Raw genomic sequence first — 21,484 nt, forward strand, 5'->3', positions numbered from 1 at the left:
CGGATCCCCGCCACTCGTCCCCGCCCGAGACAATCATGATGCAAGAGTCCCCGAACCTGCTGGTCTTTTCCGGCAACGCCAACAAACGTCTGGCGCAGAACATCTGCAAGGAACTGGGGGTTCGCCCGGGCAAGGCGCTGGTCTCGCACTTCTCCGATGGCGAAGTGCAGGTGGAGATCGAAGAGAACGTCCGCAAGCAGGACGTGTTCGTGATCCAGCCGACCTGCGCGCCGAGCGCGGAAAACCTGATGGAACTGCTGGTGCTGATCGACGCGCTCAAGCGCGCATCGGTGGCCAGCGTGACCGCCGTGGTGCCTTACTTCGGCTACTCGCGCCAGGATCGCCGCATGCGCTCCTCGCGCGTGCCGATCACTGCCAAGCTGGCGGCGAAGATGTTCAGCACCGCGGGCGCTGATCGCGTGCTGACCGTCGACCTGCACGCCGACCAGATCCAGGGCTTCTTCGATATTCCGGTGGACAACGTGTATGCGTCCCCGCTGCTGCTGGCCGACATCTGGCGCGCCTACGGCACCGAGAACCTGATCGTCGTCTCGCCGGACGTGGGTGGCGTGGTCCGCGCCCGTGCAGTGGCCAAGCGCCTGGATGACGCCGATCTGGCGATCATCGACAAGCGCCGCCCGCGCGCCAACGTCTCCACCGTGATGAACATCATCGGTGACGTCGAAGGCAAGACCTGCGTGATGGTCGATGACATCGTCGATACCGCCGGCACCCTGTGCGCCGCTGCCGCTGCCCTGAAGGCGCGCGGTGCGCTCAAGGTCGCCGCCTACTGCACCCACGCGGTGCTGTCGGGCCCGGCGGTGGACAACATCACCAATTCCCAGCTCGACGAGCTGGTGGTGACCGACACCATCCCGCTGAAGGACGCGGCGCGGGTGTGCAGCAAGATCCGCCAGCTGAGCGTGGCGGAAATGCTGGCCGAAACGATGCGCCGCATCGCCTTCGGCGAATCGGTCAGCTCGCTGTACGTCGACTGAGTTTTTCGCCCCTGCCGGCAACGGCGGGGGCATACCCGGATGCTTCTGGTCGCGGAAGCATCTTCAACCGCCATGCCGAAAGGCGAGGCAACAACCTGAGTAGTCGAAAATGTCGAAGACCCATGAAATCAAGGTCACCAAGCGTGAACTGCAGCGTAAGGGTGCGAGCCGCCGCCTGCGTCACGCTGGTGTGATCCCGGCCATCGTGTACGGCGGCAACGCCGAGCCGGTCGCCATCAGCCTGGACCACAACGAAATCTGGCTGGCCCAGCAGAACGAGTGGTTCTATGCCTCGATCCTGGACCTGAACCTGGACGGCCAGGTGCAGAAGGTCCTGCTGCGTGACATGCAGCGCCACCCGTACAAGCAGCTGATCATGCACCTGGACTTCCAGCGCGTGAACGAGAACGAAGCCCTGACCGCTTCGGTCCCGCTGCACTTCGTCAACGAAGACACCTCGCCGGCCGGCAAGGCTGCCGATGTCGTGGTCACCCACGAACTGAAGGAAGTCACCATCACCTGCCTGCCGAAGGACCTGCCGGAGTCGATCGAAGTCGACCTGGGCGAGCTGAAGGCTGGTGACGTGGTGTACCTGTCCGACATCAAGCTGCCGAAGGGCGTGGAAATCCCGGCTCTGGCGCTGGGCAAGGACCACGACGACGCCATCGTCACCGCCAAGGCCGGCAAGGCCGACGCGGCTGACGAAGAAGCGGCTGCCGCCGAGTAATACCGCTGCGGTGCCTGCCTCCGGGCAGGCACCGTACTGGAAGGAACCATGGCAGGACTGCGACTGATCGTCGGTCTGGGCAATCCCGGATCCGAACACGCCCGGACCCGGCACAATGCCGGGTTTCATTTCGTTGAGGCCCTGGCAGAAAAGGCCGGTGCGCGATGGAATGTGGACAGCAAGCTGTTCGGTGAGACCGCCAAGGTCGAGATCGCCGGGCAGACGGTGTGGCTGCTCAAGCCCGCCACCTTCATGAACCTCAGCGGCAAGTCGGTCACCGCCGCGCAGCGGTTCTGGAAGATCGAGCCGGAGGAAACCCTGCTGGCCCACGACGAGCTGGACCTGCCGCCCGGTGCGGCGCGACTGAAGTTCGACGGTGGCCACGGCGGCCAGAACGGCCTGCGCGATACCATCCGCCTGCTGGGTCATGGCAAATTCCACCGCCTGCGCGTGGGCATCGGCCATCCCGGCCACAAGGACCGCGTGGTGGGTTGGGTGCTGGGGCGCCCGTCCAAGGAGGATGACGTGCTGATCGCACGCGCCATCGACGATGCGATCGACGTGCTGCCGCTGGCGGTGCAGGGCGATTTCAACGAAGCGATGAAGCGGCTGCATACCCCGCGCTGACCATGACCGACCCGCGTACTCCCTGCACCGTGTGTGGCGCCATGATCCTGCTGGCGACGGCGGCCCGGAACGATGGGCTCTGCATGCCGTGCCGGAATGGCACGCGGCAAAGCATGGAAGAGGCGAAGGTGCGAAACAAGGAGATGCGCGAAGAGCTGGACCGATACGAGAATTCCGCTGCAGGGCGCCACTGGAACTGGCTGGTGGAACAGGAAGGCGGCTCGGGCTGTGGATTTTCAGGGCTCCTGACGCCAGATCAGCGCTACTTCGCGGTTTCGGTGACAAGTAGCGAAGTCTGGCGTGGCGGCATTGGTACGTACTTCGACAGTTACTCGGGTGCCTATTACGAAGAGACGCTCGCAGGTCTTGAAGAAATGGGGCTGGTCGAATTGGGCGACGTGCTCAAAGAAGCCAAGATGGTGCTGTTCGGTGACGACGCCGTGCCCAAGGACGAAGGTGTCCGGTGGGAGAAAATGTACGGTCAGCATAATGAGTTGCCGGACGGTGTCGAAGTTCTGCTGGACCGCTTCAGCCAGAGATTTCGTGAGACTGAGGAGAGGCTAGAGCTTTCTGCTGCACTGCAGGCCTACGCTGAGAAGCACAAGCTGTACGCTGCGTTCTAGCTTGGGCTACTGGAAGGACGATTGGGGATTGAGGGCATGCCCGCAGGCGAGCCTTGAATCCCGAATCATCCACTTACACTCAAACCCGGATTCAACCCATGGGTATCAAATGCGGCATCGTCGGCCTGCCCAACGTCGGCAAGTCGACCCTGTTCAATGCGCTGACCAAGGCGGGTATCGCCGCGGCGAACTTCCCGTTCTGCACCATCGAGCCGAACGTCGGCATCGTGCCGGTGCCGGATCCGCGCCTGAACGAGCTGGCGGGCATCATCAACCCGCAGAAGGTCATCCCGACCGCGGTCGAGTTCGTCGACATCGCCGGCCTGGTCGCCGGCGCCGCCAGCGGTGAAGGCCTGGGCAACAAGTTCCTGGCGCACATCCGCGAAGTCGACGCGATCACTCACGTGGTGCGCTGCTTCGAGCACGGCGACATCGTGCACGTGGCCGGCAAGGTCGATCCGATCTCGGACATCGAAACCATCGATACCGAGCTGGCGCTGGCCGACCTGGACAGCGTCGAGAAGGCACTGAACCGTGCCGAGCGTGCGGCCAAGGGCGGCGACAAGGATGCAGCGGCGCGCAAGCCGGTGCTGGCCAAGCTGCAGGCGGCGCTGTCGGAGGGCAAGGCCGGCCGCTCGGCCGGCCTGGACGAGGAAGAGAAGGCGCTGGTGCGCGACCTGTTCCTGCTCACCCTGAAGCCGGTGATGTACATCGCCAACGTGCTGGAAGACGGTTTCGAGAACAACCCGCACCTGGAAGCCGTGCGCGCGCATGCCGCCGCAGAAGGCGCGCAGGTGGTGCCGGTGTCGGCCGCGATCGAAGAAGAACTGTCCCAGCTCGACGACGAGGACCGCGATACCTTCCTGGCCGACCTGGGCCTGAGCGAGCCGGGCTTGAACCGCGTGATCAACGCGGCCTACAGCCTGCTCGGCCTGCAGACCTACTTCACCGCTGGCGTGAAGGAAGTCCGTGCGTGGACCGTGCGCAAGGGCGCCACTGCCCCGCAGGCCGCCGCGGTCATCCACACCGACTTCGAGAAGGGCTTCATCCGCGCCGAAACCATCGCGTATGACGACTTCATCAAGTACAAGGGCGAAGCCGGCGCCAAGGAAGCCGGTCGCCTGCGCCTGGAAGGCAAGGAATACCGCGTGCAGGAAGGCGATATCCTGCACTTCCGCTTCAACGTCTGATCCGGCAGCAACGGATCGGCCCCGGACGCCCCGCCCTGTGCGGGGCGTTCGCGTTTCCGGCGATGGACAAAAAATCACCACGCTGCGAAACGCTTGCGGCGTGACGTTCGCCGGCACTTGTCCACAGCAAACTCCCATCGCTTTCCACGCCGCATGTGGAAAAACGCGCAGCTCCCTGTAGCGCCGAGCCCACGCTCGGCTCAGGGGGGCATCAGCCGAGCGTGGGCTCGGCTCTGCCAGGCTTGCCTGTGCAGCGTGGACAAATTTTCACCACGCTTCGAAACGCCTGCGGTGCAATGCTCGCACCCACTTGTCCACACCAAATCCCAATCACTCTCCACGGCGGATGTGGAAAACCGCGCATGGGCGTGGACAAAAAAACGCCAATGCCTGAAACGCTTGATGCGTGGAGCTCACCGCCACTTGTCCACAGCAAACTCCCATCGCTTTCCACGCAGCATGTGGAAAAAGCGCCCGGCACTCCCTTGCCGGGCACTTGCCGCATCACCAGGTGTACGACACGCCCAGCTGGGCCCCGACATCGCGGAAGCCCATGCCGCCGCTCTGCCGGCTCAGTTCTCCCCAGCCGCGCCAACCACCGGACAGATTCACCTGCACACCGGCCTTGGCCTCGTAGATGTCGCGCGGCAGCTGCCGCTGCAGCCGCTCGCCGTCCATCGCCATGCCCGCGCCGTTGCCGCCGGACCACCAGTTCACTGCCACGTACGGATGCACCTGGCCCTGCGCCGGGCTCAACCCGCGGCTGTAAAGGCGCAGACCGAGGCGGGTGCTGGTCTCGTCATCACCGCGGCCTTCGACCACCGTGCCGTTGGCCTCGACCACGCGATCGCTGTCATAGCGGCTGTGCACCACCTGCAGCTGCGGTTGCAGGTAGATGCCGCGCTGCGCGGTGCGCCGCAGGGGCAGCACATAGCCGGCTTCGGCCGATGCACTCCAGTTGCGGGCGTCATAACGTTCCTTCTGCAGGCCATCGCCCTGCACGCTGTTGCGGAAGCGGCCGTACTGCAGCCAACCATCCACATAGGCGCCGCCCTGCATGCGCGCATCCTGCAGCCAGGTGGCATAGGCACCCACACTGGTGCCGGTGACCACGCCACGCGCGGTGTAGCCGGTCACCTGCGAGCGGCTGTCATTGCGCGCGCGGCCGTGGCCCAGCATCGCACCTGCCTGCAGTTCGCCCGCGCCGCCCACCTCGAAGCGACGGCCGACGCCGACCAGCACGCTGCTGATCTGCCCATCGACCTGGACCTGGCGGCTGCGGTCGTGGCTGTCGGGCTGCGCGCTGCGAAGGTGCATCCAGGCCACGGCATCGCTGCTGGCGCCGGCCTCGGCGGCGGGATCACCGGCGCGGTCGTACAGGCTGTGCCGGAACATGCCCAGCGCGGCGCTGCGGTTGGCCAGGTAGGCCGCCGGTTCCGGGCGTTCCACCTGTGGGCGCGGCGGATCGATCGGCGGCTCCGGCGGCAACGGTGGATCCACCGGCGGTTCCGGCGGTGACGGCGGATCGACCGGCGGCTCCGGCGGCTGCGGCGGCTGCGGCGGATCAATCGGCGGTTCCGGCGGCTCCGGCGGATCGACGGGTGGCACGTATTCCGAACGCAGGTACCAGTTGCCATCATCCGGGGTCGACACGCCGCCCTTGAACAGGAAGTAGTCGTAGGCACCGGCAACCGCGCGCCCCTGCAGGCTGAACTGTGCATCGGACTGGCCGCCAACGGTGATCAGGCGGATGCCCTCCTGCGTCAGTGCACCGGCACCGCCGGCATTGCGCACGCTCACGCTGGCAGTGCCGCTGCTGTTGCCATTGATGACCAGCTGGTCGCCAAGCGAAGTGTCGTCACCCAGTGCACGGTTGAAAATCCACTGGCCACCGTTGCCCACATAGTCGCCGCTGACAGTGACGGTCTTGAAGCCGCTTGCCCCCGGGGCATCAAAGGCGATGGTGCCGGCATGTTCGAGCGCGCCGACGCTGGAGCTGCCACGCACGTTCCATTGGCTGCTGCCATCCAGCGCAAGCTGTGCGACCTGGTAGCCGGAATCGTTGCGCAGAGCACCGCTGAACGTGGTGCCGTTGCCCAGCACCATGCGTACGTCAGCCGTTGCACTGTCGACTACCACGTCACCGCGCAGCGTGCTGGCGTCGGCGCTGAAGTCGATGCGGCTGGTCGCCACGCTGCTGCCATCGGTGAACACCGTGTCGCTGACCCGCAGCAGGCGCCCGCTGCCGTCGCCTGCGGTCACATCGCTGCCATTGACGGTCAACGCATGGTTGCTGCCCTGCAGCCAGAACGCGGCGCCGCTGGCGGTCTCGATGTGGCTGTCATTGAAGGTGGCACGGTTCCAGTACGGGCCGAACGCGGTCAGGTAGGAGCGGTAGCCACCACTGTTGCTGCCAGTCATGCGGATGTCCAGGCGATCGGCCTGGGTCAGCCGCGCGGTGTTCATGTGCACGATGCCGAACACGTTCTCGCCGTCGCCGCGGATCGCAACGGTGTCGAGCAGCGCGGTGGCGGTGGAGCCACCGATGAACACGCCGCCACCCCCGTTGCCGCGCACGTCGATCACGTTGCCGCTGGCTTCAATGCGGCTGGCGGTGCTGCCGGTGGAACCGGTCACGCGTACGCCATAGGTCGCATCGCCGTGCGTGGTGATCCGGCCACCCTGCACGGTGGCGACCCCGCCGGCGATCTCGACACCGTAGCCGTAGGTGTCGGTCCAGGTGTCGATGGTGCTGTCGGTCAGCTGCAGGCGCGACGCATCGCTGGCCAGCCAGAATCCGGAGTAGCCATCACGCACATCGAACGCGGCGTCGCGCGCGGTCAGCTGGCCCCAGCTGTTGATGTTCACGCCATAGCCGCCGACGGTGGAGAAGCTGCCGCCGTTGATCACTGCACTGGAATAGGTCTTGCTGATGCTGCTGCCGAGCAGGCGCATGCTGCCGCCCACCGAATGGGCTTCCACGTTCTCCAGCAGCACGCTGCCACCGCTGTCGATATCGAACCAGCCGTTCTGCAGGTAGGTGTCGTACAACTCGGCGCGGCTGCCCACGCCGTTGACCGCCACGCCTGCAAGGATGCCACCGGGAGCGAGGGTGATGCGGCTGTTGCGGATCGTCAGCAGGCCTGCGCTGTCGGCGCGCAGGCGGGCACCACCGTCGGCGCTCATCTGCAGATCGGCCAGGTGCAGTTCACTGCCCTTGCCGGACGCACCGGCCAGCACCGCACCGGTACCTGTCGCTGAAAGGCGGCCCCCGGTGTAACGGATCACGCCACCGTTGTAGGCCTGCACGCTGCCGAATCCGCTGCCATTGCGCGTGGCATCGATGTCGACATCGCGCGCATCGATCACACTGCCGGCTCCATTGGCATACAGCGCGTAGAAGCCCGCGCCGGTAGCGGGTGCGATCGACAGGGTGGCACCGCGCAGCTGCACCTGGCCGCCGTTGGCGGCAGACACGGCGCTGCCATTACCGGTCACGTTGATGCGGCTGCCGTCGATCAGTGCGCTGCTGCCAGCGCCGGTGACGGCCAGTGCGAAGCTGCCCGCGCCATGGGTGAGGACATCATCGGTACCCAGCTGCAGGCTGTTGCCATCGCTGACCTGCAGGGGCCCGGTCAGATCGGCGGCGTGGACCGGCAGTGCCGCCCACAGGGCGGTTGCCAGCAGGCTGGGAAGGAGGGGAGCAGGCGCGAGGCGCGCGCGCCCGGACGCACGGCGGCGCCGAGTGGGGGAGGCGTACATGCTGTTGGACTTCCTGTGGCAGGGCGCAGCAGGGCTGCGCGGACTGGCGCGGCAGGGCCGCGTCGCTGCGGAAGCCACACGCGATGGCAGCTGCAGGCGCCATCGGGCTTCCGTCCCCCACGGCGACGCGGTTGCTGCCGGCAGGCGCACCATGGCGGGATGCGTCCAGCCTAGAAATCGGCACTGTCCTATGGAATCAGGCGTTTCCTAAAGCCGTCGCAGGCCCTCGTACGGGGCCCGCAGGATTCAGCCTGGAGTGGGCCTCAGGCGAACAACGAGGCCTGCAGGCAGTACTCGATCAGTGCCTGGTCACTGTCCACGCCGAGCTTGCGCATCGCACTGATCTTCTGCGTGCTGACCGTCTTGGCGCTGCGCTGCAGCTGGCGTGCGATGTCGCCCACGCTCATGCCGCCGGTAAACAGCCGGATCACTTCCAGCTCGCGCGGCGACAGGCGTGCACGGACCGCATCGGCATCGGCTGGTTCGCTCGCCGCGACCGGCAGCAGGCCCGGTGGCCGGTAGACGCGGTCGGCCAGCACCACGCGCAGGGCCTGTACCAGGCTGCCCAATCCATGGCTCTTGAGCACGACGCCGCCGGCACCGGCGGCATACATCGCTGCAACCAACGACGGATTGGACACCATCGTCAGCACCAGCAGGCGCGTCTCCGGGAAGCTGCGGCGCAGGAACGAGATCAGCTTGATGCCGTCCCCGAAGCGGTCGCCCCCCGGCATGCTGTAGTCGGTGATCACGACCTGTGGCCGGGTCCGGGTCATCAGTTCGATCAGCGTCGCCGGGTCGGCCGCTTCGCCCACCACGTCCAGGTCAAGTTCCCCGGCCAATACGTCGCGGATGCCGGCAAGCACGATCGGGTGGTCGTCGGCGATGAGGATCCGTGTGGTCATGGCGGGGTCGGGTCGTCAGGTGGGGAAGGGGAGGCCGCATCAAGCAGCGGATGCAACAGCTGTTCGAGGCGTCGCTGGAAGCGGGCAAGCGACGCCGCCTGGGTGGCCAGGTCATCGCCGCCCGCAAGGCTGTGCTCGATCTGCAGGCCGCTGTCCACCAGCGCGGGTGCGCCCACGATGACCAGTGCGCCACGGATGCGATGCAGTACCTGCACCACGCGCGCGGGATCGGCGCTGGCAATCGACTGGCGCAGGCTGTCCAGGTCGGCCTGCATTGTCCGCACGAACAACGCCTGCATCTTCGCGGGAACCTGCAGCGGGAGATCATCATCGAGCGTATCGGTGGATTCCGGTCCTTGCGATGGCGCGGGAACCGTTGCATCGCCCCGGGTGATCCCGATCAGCAGGCGTTGCAGCGCTTCCAGCGTGATCGGCTTGACCAGCACGCCCTGCATCCCCGATTCCTGGCAGCGTTGGCGTTCGGCCGGGTCGGCGTTGGCAGTGGCCCCGTGGATCGGCACGCGGGCACCACGTGCCCGCAAGGCACGGGCCAGGCCATAACCATCCAGCCCCGGCATGTTCAGGTCGGTCAGCACCAGCGCGAACTCGTCCTGCTGCCAGTAGCCCAGCGCTTCATTGCCGTCGCTGGCGACCACGGCGCGGCAGCCGAGCTGTTCCAGCTGGTCGCGCAGGATCGCCTGGTTGATCGGGTTGTCCTCGGCCACCAGCACCTGCAGGCCGAAACGGCGCGTCGCCGGCAGGCGCCCTTCGGTGCTGGCCGCCAGCGGCTGGCCACTGGCGGCGGCCAATGCGAGCACGATCGCGTCGAACCGGTGCAGGCCAACCTGCCAGGCGCCATCGATCTGCCGTGGCCGCACGCCGCCTTCGCGGCAGGCAACCACGCGCGGTCCATCCACCCACCCGGGCAACGCGTCGTCCAGGACCAGGTCGAGCAGCACGGTGGACGACGGCAAGCCCGCCGGGCTTTCATCGCGGTACACGCTGGCCAGTGCACCGCGCTGCTGCAGGCGGTCGCACAGTGATTGGACCAGCTCGCGCACACCGCCCCGCACCTGTACCTGCAGGCCCGCAGGCAACTGCGGCGCAGGAGATTGCTGCGGATCGGCCGGCGCCGGGGGCAGCGGCAGTTCGACGCTGAAGCTGCTGCCCAGGCCGCTCTCGCTGACCACGCGCAGCCGGCCTTCCATCAACGCCACAAGATGCGCGCAGATGGAAAGGCCCAGGCCGGTGCCGCGCATCGCATCGGTGCCCGGGTTGGCCTGGTAGAACGGCTCGAACAGGTGTGCCTGGTGCTCGCTGGCAATGCCGATGCCGGTATCGGCGACCTGCCACTGCAGCCAGCAGCGCTGCTCTTGCCAGCGTGCCGAAACGCGCACCACCACGCGTCCGCTGTCGGTGAACTTCAGCGCGTTGCTGATCAGGTTGTTGAGTATCTGGCGGATCCGAGCCGCATCACCGCACACCACGGGTGGCACATCGGCATCGATGCAGGCGTAGAACTGCAGCCCCTTGCCGGCGGCCGCGGCAGCATACGAGTCGAGCGCATCCTCGGTCAGATGCACTGGATCGAACGGGCTGGGTTCCAGGCTCAGTTGCCCGGCCTCGGCCTTGCTGACATCGAGGATGTCGCTGATCAGTTGCATCAGCGTCGAGGACGAACGCTGGATCGTCCCCAGGTAGTCCCGCTGACGCGCATCCAGTGGCGTCAGTCCGAGCAGTTCGAGGGTGCCGAGCACGCCGTATAGCGGCGTGCGGATCTCATGGCTCATGGTGGCCAGGAACTGGCTCTTGGCCCGGTTGGCCTGGTCGGCGGCACGGCGCGCCTGCTGCAGCACCTGCTCGGCTTCGTGCTGGCTGCTGAGATCGATGAACAGGCACAGCACCGCCGGCTCGCCGCGGTAGCGCGCCGGCGTCGCCGTCACCAGCAGGTGGCGGCCTTCGGGCGTGGTGTAGGCCAACCCATCGCCGAGCGTGGTGCCTCCAGCGGCGAGCACGCTGCGCCGCCAGGGGCCGTGCCAGCCTCCGGTATGATGGTCTTCACCCAGCCAGCGGCGGGCGAGGGTGTTGTCCAGCAGCACATTGCCATCGGAACGGCGCAGCAGGCACAGCCCGATCGGCGCGTTGTCCAGGATCGTGCGGCTGAAGGCTTCGCTTTCCAGCAGCCGCGCGTGGTTGCTGCGCAGCGGCTCGATGACCGAGCGCCGATACGCGCGCAGCACCAGCGTGCCACCCAGTGCCAGCAGCAGGGCCACCACCGTCGCACCGAGCAGCGGCCCCTGCGGGTGCTGGAATACCTGCCGCCAGCTGACGTGGTAGACCGCCAGCCAGCCGCGCTCGCTGCGCATGCGGAACTGCAGGCCTCCCAGGCCTGCCTGCCAGGAGGTGCCAGCGTTGCTGGCATCTGCAGCATCGCCCAGCAGGCGCTGGCCATCGGCATCGAACAGCGACAGCCGTTGGAACACCGGAACACCCAGCACCTGCCGGTAGTCATCGACGCGTGCCGGATCGAGCAGGCACGCCAGCGCGGCCTGCGAATCCTTGCCGTCCTCACCCCACAGGCGCGCATCCTGCGGGGCGTGGGCGATGGCGAGCAGCCAGGTCTGCCGGTCGCGCCACGGCACGCTTACCCAGACGATGCCGCCGCGCTGCAGCGTGGGCCGCGTACCCAGTGCGCGGTGGATGTCGGCGATCGCCGGGCGCAGGTGATGCGGGCTGTTCTGGCTCGCATCGGTACCGACGATCTGTACCGGTGCCAGCAGCCCGCGTGTGCCCTGGCCATCGACCAGCAGGCATTGCGGTGGTGGGTAGCGCGAAGCGGACCAGAACGTGCCGTAGAAGCGCAGGAACCGGTCGCCCAGCTCGGTCGGTGGCGAACGACCGGCCCCCTCGGTCCCGATCACCGCGAAGTTGGCGTACAGCGGACCGCGTTGCAGTTCCACGCTGGCATCGGCAACCGGCTGGCCTCGTACGCCGACATCATGCAGCCGCCACTGGCGCAGGAAGCGCTCCTGCTCGCGCAACGTGCCGTCCAGGCGGCGGAAGTGGTACTCGATCTTGCTGCGCTCTTCGTTCAACAGCTGCGAGCCGGCCGACAGCAGCAGTCCGGCCTGCAGGGTCGCCAGCACCACCACGCCGATCAACAGGGCATGGACGCGGAGCGAGCGGCGCGCGAGTCGGCGTACAGGAGCGGCCTCGGCCGGCATGGCAGGTCTCAGGGCAGGGGGCGGACATTGGCACCGGTGGCGGCGCGAAGTCCGCCGCTACTGCACAGACAGGATCGTCAATGCCGCTTGATGTTTTTGTGAAGCCGTCGTGGAATCCACGTCAGCGCAGGGCAGCCTGCGGCCTTTCGTCCAGTTGCGGTGCTTCCTCGTCCAGCAAGCGGTTGAATTCGTCCGACGGCAGCGCCTGCGAGATCAGGAACCCCTGCACCTGGCTGCACCCCAACTGCCGCAGTGCGGCGAGGTCGGCATCACTTTCCACGCCCTCAGCCACGATGGTCAGGCCCAGCTGGTTGGCCAGTGCGATCACCGTCGACAGGGTCAGGTGCAGGGCCGGGTCACGGGCGCAGCCACTGACCAGCGCGCGGTCGATCTTGACCTCGGTGAAGGGGGTATTGACCAGGTTGTGGACCGAACTCAGGCCCTGCCCGAAATCATCCTGGGCCAGGCCGAAGCCCTTCATGCGCAGCCGGCAGGCACCGGCATAGAAGTCGCTGACGTGCCGCGTGGTGCTGTTCTCCATCAGTTCGAAACACAACTCGCCGGGCGAGCCGCCGTGGGCCAGGGTCAGCGCCAGCAGCTCATCGGGCAGGTCCGACTGCTCCAGCAGATGAGGCGGCAGGTTGATCGACACCGGTACCCGGAAGCCTTGCTTGCGCCAACGCGCCTGTGCGCTGATGCTGGCCTTGAGCATCATCCGCAGCAGGTCGCCCTCCAGCCCGTAGCGGCAGATCGCCGGCAGGAAGCTGCCGGCAGCCAGCGTGCCCAGCTGCGGGTGGCGCCAGCGCACCAGTGCTTCGGCCGCCACCACCCGTCCGGAGTGCAGTGACTTCTTGGGTTGGAACCACGCCGTCAGGCTGCCATCGGCCATCGCCTGGCGCAGCTGCGACGCATCCGGTTCGGGAACTGCCGCTGCCGCGAGTGAGGGGGCCTTGCCAGTGGCCGGGCGCACCTGCGCCAGCGCCTCGAACAGGGCGTCCACGTCGGCGGCCGCCACCGGCTTGGGCAGCAGGCCGATCACATCCAGCCCCAGCGATTCGGCCATCAGCCGTGCCGAGGTCATCATCCGCCGCGGGGCCGCGCTGACCACGGCAAGGCGCGGCGGGCGTGGTTGCGCCGCCAGTGCCTGGATGAACTGGATGCCGTCCTGCCCGGGCATCAGCAGGTCACTGACCACCAGGTCGTAGGGCTGGCAGGCACACAGTGCGATGGCGGCATCCACGTCTTCGCAGGCATCGACCTGGACACCGGCGCGGCTGCCGAACAGGTTTGCCAGGAAACCACGCTGGAAGGGCTGGTCTTCCAGGATCAGGACGCGCTGGGTCATGCGGGGTCTCCTTGGCGCAGGGCGGTGAGCGCCTTGCGCAGGCGGGCGATGTCGATGGGTTTGCTGAGGTAGCCCTGCATGCCACTGGCCAGGCAGCGCTCGCGCTCTTCGGCGGTGGCATTGGCGGTGGCGCCGATCACCGGTACCGGGTCGCCGTCATCGCGCAGCTGGCGGGCCAGCGCGTGGCCGTCCATGCGCGGCATGTTGATATCGGTCACCACCAGATCGAAGCACTGCTCGCGGCACCGCTGCAGCGCCTCCATGCCATCCTGTGCCAGCTCCACGTCGCAGCCGAGGGTGCGCAGCTGCTCGGCCAGGATCACCCGGTTGATCGGGTTGTCCTCGACGGCCAGCACGCGCAGGCCCAGAGGCATCGGTGGTGCCGTGCGCGTGGCCTCCGGCTGCGCCGCACGCTGCTGCTGCACGCTGGCGAGCGCTTTGCCGATCGCGGTCATGCCGTGCAGGGTCACCACCAGGCTGCCATCGGCGGCAGTGATCGGCTGGTCACCGCCCTCGATCGATGCCACCACGCGCGGGCCCGACCAGGCCAGCGGCATCCCGGCTTCGCCATCCATCAGGATCGCGCCGTCATGGTCCAGCAACGCCGGGTCGCCAAGCAGGGGCTGCGCGTTGGCGCCCCAGCGACACAGCCAGCCACAGGCACTGTCGACCAGCTCGCGGTCGCGGCCGCGCACCAGGATCGGTGGTTCCGGCAGAAGTGTGGGGCCATCCTCGGCAACGGCCAGCACCGGCAACGGCAGGCGGACGCTGAAGCTGCTGCCCAGCCCGGGCTCGCTCACCACCTGCAGCTCACCGCTCATCAGGCGTACCAGGCGGTCGCTGATGGACAGGCCCAGGCCGGTGCCCTGCGCGCTGGCCGCGCCGCGGACCTGGCGGAACGGTTCGAACAACCGCGCCTGTTCCTCCGCAGCGATGCCCACGCCGGTATCGGTCACCTGCCAGGCCAGCACGCTCGATTCACCTTCGCGCTGCACCTGGCGCACGCGCAGTACCACCCGGCCATGCTCGGTGAACTTGATCGCGTTGCTGAGCAGGTTGCCCAGCACCTGGCGGATGCGGTCGGCATCACCGAGCACCCGTGTCGGCAGGCGCGGATCGGTACAGACCAGGATCTGCAGGCCCTTGCAGGTGGCCGACGCGGCGAAGCTGCGCAGCACGCTCTCGGTCAGCTCGCGCGGCGAGAACGCCGTCGGCTCCAGGCTGAGCTGTCCTGACTCGATCTTGGAAACATCCAGCACATCGCTGATCAACTGCAGCAGCACCGACGAGGAACTCTCGATGGTGCGCAGGTACTGCGACTGCCGGGCGTCCAGCGAGGTGTGCCCCAGCAGCTCCAGCGTGCCCAGCACGCCATACAGCGGGGTGCGGATCTCATGGCTCATGGTGGCCAGGAACGCGCTCTTGGCCTGGTTGGCCGCATCGGCGGCCTGGCGTGCCGACGACAACGCGGCCTGGGCCTGGCGGTGCCGGGAAATATCATGGAAGACGCACAGCAGCACGTCATCGCCCTGGTAGCGGCAGGCCGCGTGCAGCACCTGCAGCTGGCGCCCGTCGCGGGCGGTGAATTCAAGTCCACGCCCGCGTTCGCCGGCATGTCCGCGCCATGGTGCCTGCCAGTCGCTGTGTTCGCCTTCGTCGCCGAGCCAGTCGCGCAGCAGCTGGTTGGAGAGCAGCAACGCGCGGTCGCTGCGGCGCAGGACGCAGATGCCGACCGGCGCCATGTCGATCACCGTCGAACTGAAGTCCAGGTTCTCCAGCAGGCGGCGGTGCTGCTGCAGGGCTGGCTGGATCAGCTGGAGGTCCACGCGATGCCGTAGCAGGCGCAGCGCAACACCGGCCAGCAGCAGCAACAGCACGCAGACCAGCAGGGGCACGGCCAGGTCGCCCAGCAGCAGCTGCGGCGGCAGGTGGTAGACCAACCGCCAGCCGTCATTGCCGACACTTTTCACCAGCGCTACGCCGCGCGGCAGGCCGCCGCTCCACAACGTGCCGAAGCTGTCGTCCTGGCGCTCCCGCAGGGTCTTCCAGCCCGCACCATCCAGCCGCGGCGCCTGGCTGGACAATGCAGGCTGCCCCGCACGGTCGAGCAGCGCATAACCGCCAATGCCCTGGCCGTCGATCATGCTCGCCGCCGCCGCGCCATCGAGCAGCAGCACCAGCCACTGCGCCGGTTGGGGGCCCGCCTGTACCGGCTGCGCCAGCGCAACGCCACTGTCACCCGGCCGCAGCCAGTACACCGGGTCTGCACCCTCGAGGCTGCCGCTGCGTGCCTGCAGCGCACGCAGCGATGGCAGGTGCACCAGGTCGACGTCAACCTCGCCCCCGGTCAGCCAATGCGCGCCGTGTGCATCGATCAGCAGCAGGTGCGTCTGCAGTGCCCGCAGCGTGTGCTCGGCGCGTGCTGACAGCAGCAGCCGTAGGCCCGGCTGGCCACCGGGACCATCCAGCGGCACCTGGCGCACGCCCTCGCTGTCTGCGGCCGGTGCATCCGGGTTGCCGGCCAGCACCGAATCACCCAGGTAGCGCAGCAGGGCTTCGCGCTGGTCGAAATAGATCTGTGCCTTGTAGGCCGCTGCATTCATCTCGCGGCGATGGGTCGAGATGTCCTCGGTGAATGCCGTGAGCAGGTAGAACCCGGCTGCGGCGGCCAGGCAGATGAAGACGCAGACGGTCAGGCAGCGCAGCAACACCGACGCGGTGGTCGATGGCACGGCCTGCTGCAGCGAAGGGCGGGGAAAGCGGAACATGCAACGATGCTAGGGAGCGGCGCTGACAGCGCGGAATCAGCTGTTTCCTAAAATCCCCCGCTGGCCGGTCAGGCCGGAGCCTGCGCGTGGGTACCGTTCAGGCGGCGGAAAAGAGAACCCCCGCCGAAGCGGGGGTCTCCTGTATCGGCGCTGGCCAGGCACTTACAGAGCGCTGCCACCGAACTTGTGGGTGTACTGCAGGTTGATCGTGCGGCCGACGCTGTCGAACCAGGACACGTCGTAGTACGGGTAAGCGGTGTAGGTACGGTCCTTCGGCGGCATCTTGTTGAACACGTTGACCACCGACAGCGACAGGCGCGAGTGGTCGTCGAAGCGGTACTGCAGCGAGGCGTTGTAGCGATAGGTCGCCTTCACGTACGGGCTGTCGCCGCTGTCCCAGTCGAACACCTGGTCGTAGCTGTCCGAGGTCGGCAGCTTGCCCAGGCGCGAGCCGTACACCGTTGCCGACCACGCATCCTTCTCCCAGGTCACGCTCAGGCTGGTCTTGGTGCGCGGAATGTCGAAGCCACTGTTGACCGCGAACTGGTCTTCGGTGCGGTCGCCGGGGTAGCGCTGGAAATCATGCTTCTTCACCCAGGTGTGCGTGCCGTTGAAGATGAAATCGCCGATGCCCGTCTGCAGGCGATAGCGCAGGCCGACGTCGATGCCGGAGGTGGATTCGCGGGCGACGTTGATCGGCTCCACGCGCACGCCATACAGGCGTCCGTCGTTGCTGCGGGTGATGCGGGCGAGCGCGTCCACGCAGGTCGGCGCATTGATGTCGGCGCTGCCCAGGCGGCAGTTTGCTTCGTTGGCCAGGAGCGTGCGCACGTCCATGTCCTGCACCTGGTTGCGCATGTCGATGTCAAACCAGTCCACCGACAGGTCCAGGCCGATCGCCGGCGACCAGACGAAGCCGGCACTCCACGACGTGCTGGTTTCCGGGTCGAGCTGGCGGTTGCCTGTGCGGCTGCGGATCAGGTTGCGCTCGTAATCGGAACAGTCGCTGGCTTCCTCGAGGCGGCAGGTGTACAGATCCTCGGCGCTGGTCTCGTCGTTGCCCGGTCCGGCAAACACATAGTGTAGGTCCGGTGCACGGAATGCGGTGCCGTAGGAGCCGCGCACCAGCAGGGTATCGATCGGGCGCCATTCCAGGCCGCCGCTCCAGGTCGCCTTGCCGATGGTGTGTCCGGAATAGCGGTACTGGTCGTAGCGGCCCGCCACGCTCAGGTTGACCGTGTCGTGCAGCGGCATGCGCAGCTCCGCAGCCGTCGCCCAGCGGTTGCGCGAGCCCTTGCCGTCCGAATCCTTCCAGCTGTAGTAGTAGTACCCGGTCGCCAGCGGATCGGGGTTCAGCGAGTAGGCCTGCTGGCCCACTTCTACGGTCGCGGCAAACCCGGCGTCGCCCCCCGGCAGGGCGAACAGGGCCGAGTTGGTCAGGGTGAATGCCGCCGTCTCGGTGCGCGACTTCGGCGTGTAGGTGGTACGCGCGGCGATCGAGTCGTACTCGGCGCGGGTCAGCGGCCGGTACAGGCGTGACGGATCGGCGTTGTAGACCGGGAAACCGTCGTCATCCACGCCCAGCTGCGGGCCCAGGAACAGGTCGTTGGCCTTGGCGGCAATGATCTGTGCCCAGCTGATGCGCGACTGGTACTGCGAATGGCTCAACGCCGCTTCGTAATCCCAGCTGCCAATCAGCTTGCCCTTGAAGCCGGTGGTCACGCTGAAGGTCTTCTGCGTGCTGCGCACCATGGCGTTGCGCAGGCCGCCCATTTCCTCGGGCGAGAACTGGCGCTGCCAGAACTCGATCTCGCCAGTGGCTTCGTTGTTGAAGTAACCCGACTCATCACCGTTGGCATCCATGCGGCCCCACTGGGTGACGTCGCGCATCAGCGACATCGTGTGGTAGCCCAGCTGCACGTCGGCGAACCACTGCTGGCCATTGTCGAAGTCATGGCTCAGCGACGCGTAGCCGTTGGCACCGCGGCGCTTGCTGAGGATGGTGCCGTAGCCGATCGAGCTGTCGCTGCCGCAGTAGTAGCCGTACTTCGGGCGGTAGGCGCGATAGGTGCTGCCCTGGTTCTGGCCGGACAGCGCTTCGCAGGTGGCGGCGCCCGGGTCCAGGTAGTCATCGTTGTAGTCGGTGCGCAGATAGGCGCGGCGCGCGATGCGCGAACCCTCGGTGGGGCCATCCTGGGTCGAGTCCTGGATGTCGCGCTCATAGGCCCACAGCGGGGTCTGCGACTGCAGCTCGACGCTGTACACGGCGTTGAAGTTGCCGCGGCTGAAGCCGCTGGCCAGGCTCATGTCGAACGACTCGCCACCGCCTTCGCTGGTGGTGCCCATGCGCATGTCGATCGTGGTGCCGTCGGCCTTCTTCTTCAGGATGAAGTTGACCACGCCGGCGATCGCGTCCGAGCCGTAGATGGCCGAGGCGCTGCCGGTCAGCACTTCGATGCGCTCGATCATGCCCAGCGGGATGTTGGAGACATCGGTGAAGTTGCTGCGGCCCTTGAACGGCATCGGGAAATCGGCAATGCGCCGACCATTGACCAGCACCAGCGTGTGGTTCGGGCCCAGGCCGCGCAGGTCCACCTGCTGGGCGCCCGGCGAGAAGTCGGCGCCACTGGAAGACTGCTGGCTCTGCGTCTCACCGCCGTTCTGGGTCATCGCACGCAGCACGTCCGGCACGCTGGTGAAGCCACTGGAGCGGATCTGCTCGGCGTTGATCACCGTGATCGGAGCGGGGCCTTCCACCTGGGCGCGCGGAATGCGCGAGCCGGTGACCTGCACCGCGTCCAGTTGCTGCACCGAAGAGGAAGCCGGTGCCTGGGCCGCCGCGGAAGCAGCCACGCCCATCAACGCCAGCTGGATCGACCACGCCATCGCCTGTCTACGCATGAGGAATTCTCGGAAAAGAAGCCGGCCCGCAGAGGAGGGGCCCTGTCCCCCATTCAGACTTCCGGAATGGGCGCGCGCATTTAACGCCTTTTTCATGTCCTTGACTACTGGGCCCCTATCTGGCAAAGAGTGAAAACGCTTGCAAGTCGATTTTGTTCAGGGAGATCAAGATGCGACGCCTCGACCGCACCCTGCCTGGCCCCTTCGCCTGGCTGGCGCTGCTGGTGCTGGGCTGGCCATTGGCCACGCCCGCGCAGGACCTGCAGGGCCCCGGCTTCGCCTATTACCAAGTCGGCGATCTGGAATCCCCGCGTCCCGGTCCGCGCGCGCCCGCCATGATGCTGATGGGCGGTGGCGAGTGGGTGCCGGAGGCGTTCCAGTGGTGGCTGAAGCAGGCCGGCAATGGCCGTGTGTTGATTCTGCGCGCCTCCGGCGGCGACGAACTGCAGGACCGCCTGTACCGCGAGATCGGCGGCACCACCGCAGTGCAGACCCTGGTCTTCGACAGCCGCCGCGGTGCCGATGATCCGGCGGTGCTGCGCGTGGTCGCCGCGGCCGATGCCATCTTCATTGCCGGCGGCGACCAGTCCCGCTACATCCGCTTCTGGAAGGGCACCGCACTCAACCGCGCACTCAACGCCCATGTGCGCGCCGGCAAGCCGATTGCCGGTACCAGCGCTGGCCTGGCCATCCTCGGCGGCTATGCCTATGGCGCCATGGATGGCGGCAGCATCACCTCGGCCGGTGCGCTGGCCGACCCGATGGGCAGTGCCGTGACCCTGGACAGCGGCTTCCTGCAGATGCCCTACCTGCAGCGCGTGGTCACCGACACCCATTTCGACAAGCGTGACCGGCTCGGTCGCCTGATCGTGTTCGTGGCACGTGCCGCCCAGGACAGCGGCGACCCTGACATCGTCGGCATCGGCGTCGATGAGGACACCGCCCTGTGCGTTGAGCCCGATGGCCGGGCCCGGGTCTACAGCGCGGATGGCGAAGGCAAGGTGTGGGTCGTCAGCCCCGGCCGCGGTGCCGACCGCCTGGTGGAGGGCGAGCCACTGCGCTTCCATGCGGTGCCGGTGACGGTGGTGGCCAGCGGCAGCCGCATGCGGCTGGATGGTTTCCAGGCCGAGGCCGATTACCAGGCCGTGGCCGACGTCAGTGACGGCGAGATTGAAGTCGTCCGCCAGTGATCTTCCCTCGCGGTAGTGCCGGCCGCTGGCCGGCAACCCGTCTGTCCTGATGCGACCGGTGCCGGCCAGCGGCCGGCACTACCGGTGCAATCCTCTCACTACACCTTCTGGAGACGTCCCTGATGAAACTGCGCCTGGTGCTGTCCGCGCTGCTGTCCCTGCCGTTGCTTGCCCAGGCCGCCCCGGCCGCCTCGCCGTTGCTGGTCATCCACGGCGGTGCGGGCGTCGAGCGCAAGGACCTGTCGCCGGCTGAGGAGAAGGCTGCGCGCGACGCGCTGCGCGCGGCGCTGCTGAAGGGCCATGCCGAACTGGCGGCCGGTCGCCAGGCGCTTGCAGCCGTCACTGCGGCAATCACCGTGCTGGAGGACGATCCGACCTTCAACGCCGGCAAGGGCGCGGTGTTCACCCATGACGGCCACAACGAACTGGATGCCGCGGTGATGGACGGCGCCACCCAGGCTGCAGGTGCGGTGGCCGGCGTGCAGCGGGTGCGCAACCCGATCCTGCTGGCCCAGACCGTGATGCAGAAGTCCAGGCACGTCATGATGGTCGGGCAGGGTGCCGAGGCGTTCGCGGTGGAGCAGGGCATCACCCTGGTCGATCCATCCTACTTCCGTACCGACAAGCGCTGGCAGCAACTGCAGCGCGCATTGAAGGAAGAAGCCAGTGGCCAGGCGCACGCCGACCTGGAGACCGCAAGGCACTTCGGCACGGTGGGCGCCGTTGCGCTGGATGCGCAGGGGCAGCTTGCCGCCGGCACCTCCACCGGTGGCATGACCAACAAGCGCTATGGCCGTGTGGGTGATTCGCCGATCGTCGGCGCCGGTACCTGGGCCGACGCGGGCTGCGCGGTATCGGGCACCGGTTGGGGCGAGTACTACATCCGGACTGCGGCCGCGCACGAGATCTGTGCGCGCATCCGCTACCAGCGGCAGACGCCGGAGCAGGCCGGCAGGGGCGTGATCAACGAGATGATTCCGAAGATGGGCGGCGACGGCGGCGCGATCGTGCTTGCCGCAGACGGAAAAATGGCCATGCCGTTCAACACCCAGGGCATGTATCGGGGCTGGATCGGCGCCGATGGCGTCCCCCATGTCGCAATTTTCGCCAGCGAGACCCTGCCGGTCCCTGGGCAATAACCTTGCGTATCAATGGGTTTGCGACAACGTGTGAAAAAGATGGAAAAAAGCGTTGACAGCCCCCCGCCCGATCAGCAGAATAAGC

13 protein-coding genes are annotated in these 21,484 nt (G+C 67.2%); 7 read left to right on the forward strand and 6 right to left on the reverse strand.

Going from position 1 to position 21,484, the window contains the following annotated elements; translation table 11 throughout:
- The first annotated feature begins 38 nt into the window (after nucleotides 1–38).
- The 5 genes from ACMGRF_RS02035 to ychF all read left to right on the forward strand — a co-directional run bounded on the left by ACMGRF_RS02035 (nucleotide 39) and on the right by ychF (nucleotide 4,165).
- Entirely contained in the window at nucleotides 39–998 is a 960-nt protein-coding gene (locus tag ACMGRF_RS02035) for a ribose-phosphate diphosphokinase (protein WP_005415400.1), read from the forward strand.
- A gap of 109 nt (nucleotides 999–1,107) precedes the next feature.
- Nucleotides 1,108–1,725, forward strand: a complete 618-nt coding sequence (locus ACMGRF_RS02040) for a 50S ribosomal protein L25/general stress protein Ctc (RefSeq protein WP_005415401.1) — start codon at nucleotides 1,108–1,110, stop codon at nucleotides 1,723–1,725.
- Between the two features lie 48 nt (nucleotides 1,726–1,773).
- Entirely contained in the window at nucleotides 1,774–2,352 is a 579-nt protein-coding gene (gene pth, locus ACMGRF_RS02045) for an aminoacyl-tRNA hydrolase (RefSeq protein WP_032956928.1), read from the forward strand.
- Between the two features lie 41 nt (nucleotides 2,353–2,393).
- Nucleotides 2,394–2,975, forward strand: a complete 582-nt coding sequence (locus ACMGRF_RS02050; protein ID WP_262222879.1) for a DMP19 family protein — start codon at nucleotides 2,394–2,396, stop codon at nucleotides 2,973–2,975.
- A 98-nt stretch (nucleotides 2,976–3,073) separates the two neighbouring features.
- Nucleotides 3,074–4,165 carry a redox-regulated ATPase YchF gene (gene ychF / locus ACMGRF_RS02055; protein ID WP_005415403.1) on the forward strand — a complete coding sequence of 364 codons (1,092 nt, stop codon included), beginning with the start codon at nucleotides 3,074–3,076 and terminating at the stop codon, nucleotides 4,163–4,165.
- Nucleotides 4,166–4,669: 504 nt separating this feature from the next.
- On the opposite strand, the gene ACMGRF_RS02060 is transcribed toward ychF, so the two are convergent.
- The 6 genes from ACMGRF_RS02060 to ACMGRF_RS02085 all read right to left on the reverse strand — a co-directional run bounded on the left by ACMGRF_RS02060 (nucleotide 4,670) and on the right by ACMGRF_RS02085 (nucleotide 19,070).
- The gene (locus ACMGRF_RS02060) at nucleotides 4,670–7,927 is read right to left on the reverse strand and encodes an autotransporter outer membrane beta-barrel domain-containing protein (protein WP_262222880.1); all 3,258 of its coding nucleotides are present in this window, start codon (nucleotides 7,925–7,927) and stop codon (nucleotides 4,670–4,672) included.
- 263 nt (nucleotides 7,928–8,190) lie between these two features.
- Entirely contained in the window at nucleotides 8,191–8,832 is a 642-nt protein-coding gene (locus ACMGRF_RS02065; RefSeq protein ID WP_049416983.1) for a response regulator, read from the reverse strand.
- Complete coding sequence (locus ACMGRF_RS02070) at nucleotides 8,829–12,056, reverse strand: hybrid sensor histidine kinase/response regulator (RefSeq protein WP_099494650.1); 3,228 nt, start codon at nucleotides 12,054–12,056, stop codon at nucleotides 8,829–8,831. Before ACMGRF_RS02070 ends, ACMGRF_RS02065 begins: the two co-directional genes overlap by 4 nt.
- Before the next feature lie 121 nt (nucleotides 12,057–12,177).
- Entirely contained in the window at nucleotides 12,178–13,401 is a 1,224-nt protein-coding gene (locus ACMGRF_RS02075; protein WP_262222881.1) for an EAL domain-containing response regulator, read from the reverse strand.
- A complete protein-coding gene (locus tag ACMGRF_RS02080; protein ID WP_262222882.1) occupies nucleotides 13,398–16,169 on the reverse strand; it encodes a response regulator in 2,772 nt (923 codons plus the stop codon). Before ACMGRF_RS02080 ends, ACMGRF_RS02075 begins: the two co-directional genes overlap by 4 nt.
- Before the next feature lie 162 nt (nucleotides 16,170–16,331).
- Entirely contained in the window at nucleotides 16,332–19,070 is a 2,739-nt protein-coding gene (locus ACMGRF_RS02085; RefSeq protein WP_164284287.1) for a TonB-dependent receptor plug domain-containing protein, read from the reverse strand.
- 170 nt (nucleotides 19,071–19,240) lie between these two features.
- Here ACMGRF_RS02085 and ACMGRF_RS02090 point away from each other — a divergent pair, with 170 nt between their 5' ends.
- Both ACMGRF_RS02090 and ACMGRF_RS02095 read left to right on the forward strand, forming a co-directional pair.
- Nucleotides 19,241–20,260: a cyanophycinase gene (locus ACMGRF_RS02090; protein ID WP_414485603.1), complete on the forward strand. Its 1,020-nt coding sequence runs from the start codon at nucleotides 19,241–19,243 to the stop codon at nucleotides 20,258–20,260.
- 122 nt (nucleotides 20,261–20,382) lie between these two features.
- The gene (locus tag ACMGRF_RS02095) at nucleotides 20,383–21,399 is read left to right on the forward strand and encodes an isoaspartyl peptidase/L-asparaginase family protein (RefSeq protein WP_049439741.1); all 1,017 of its coding nucleotides are present in this window, start codon (nucleotides 20,383–20,385) and stop codon (nucleotides 21,397–21,399) included.
- Nucleotides 21,400–21,484 lie beyond the last annotated feature (85 nt).

Source organism: Stenotrophomonas sp. EMP41, assembly GCF_047495535.1.
In the GTDB taxonomy this organism is placed as follows: Bacteria; Pseudomonadota; Gammaproteobacteria; order Xanthomonadales; family Xanthomonadaceae; genus Stenotrophomonas; species Stenotrophomonas sepilia.

What these genes read in the sequence shown, in the direction of transcription:
- ACMGRF_RS02065 (WP_049416983.1), bottom strand. Translation starts at nt 8,832, where the DNA reads ATGACCACACGGATCCTCATCGCCGACGACCACCCGATCGTGCTTGCC.
- ACMGRF_RS02080 (WP_262222882.1), bottom strand. Translation starts at nt 16,169, where the DNA reads ATGTTCCGCTTTCCCCGCCCTTCGCTGCAGCAGGCCGTGCCATCGACC.
- pth (WP_032956928.1), top strand. Translation starts at nt 1,774, where the DNA reads ATGGCAGGACTGCGACTGATCGTCGGTCTGGGCAATCCCGGATCCGAA.
- ACMGRF_RS02070 (WP_099494650.1), bottom strand. Translation starts at nt 12,056, where the DNA reads ATGCCGGCCGAGGCCGCTCCTGTACGCCGACTCGCGCGCCGCTCGCTC.
- ACMGRF_RS02040 (WP_005415401.1), top strand. Translation starts at nt 1,108, where the DNA reads ATGTCGAAGACCCATGAAATCAAGGTCACCAAGCGTGAACTGCAGCGT.
- ACMGRF_RS02090 (WP_414485603.1), top strand. Translation starts at nt 19,241, where the DNA reads ATGCGACGCCTCGACCGCACCCTGCCTGGCCCCTTCGCCTGGCTGGCG.
- ACMGRF_RS02060 (WP_262222880.1), bottom strand. Translation starts at nt 7,927, where the DNA reads ATGTACGCCTCCCCCACTCGGCGCCGCCGTGCGTCCGGGCGCGCGCGC.
- ACMGRF_RS02050 (WP_262222879.1), top strand. Translation starts at nt 2,394, where the DNA reads ATGATCCTGCTGGCGACGGCGGCCCGGAACGATGGGCTCTGCATGCCG.
- ACMGRF_RS02095 (WP_049439741.1), top strand. Translation starts at nt 20,383, where the DNA reads ATGAAACTGCGCCTGGTGCTGTCCGCGCTGCTGTCCCTGCCGTTGCTT.
- ychF (WP_005415403.1), top strand. Translation starts at nt 3,074, where the DNA reads ATGGGTATCAAATGCGGCATCGTCGGCCTGCCCAACGTCGGCAAGTCG.
- ACMGRF_RS02075 (WP_262222881.1), bottom strand. Translation starts at nt 13,401, where the DNA reads ATGACCCAGCGCGTCCTGATCCTGGAAGACCAGCCCTTCCAGCGTGGT.
- ACMGRF_RS02035 (WP_005415400.1), top strand. Translation starts at nt 39, where the DNA reads ATGCAAGAGTCCCCGAACCTGCTGGTCTTTTCCGGCAACGCCAACAAA.
- ACMGRF_RS02085 (WP_164284287.1), bottom strand. Translation starts at nt 19,070, where the DNA reads ATGCGTAGACAGGCGATGGCGTGGTCGATCCAGCTGGCGTTGATGGGC.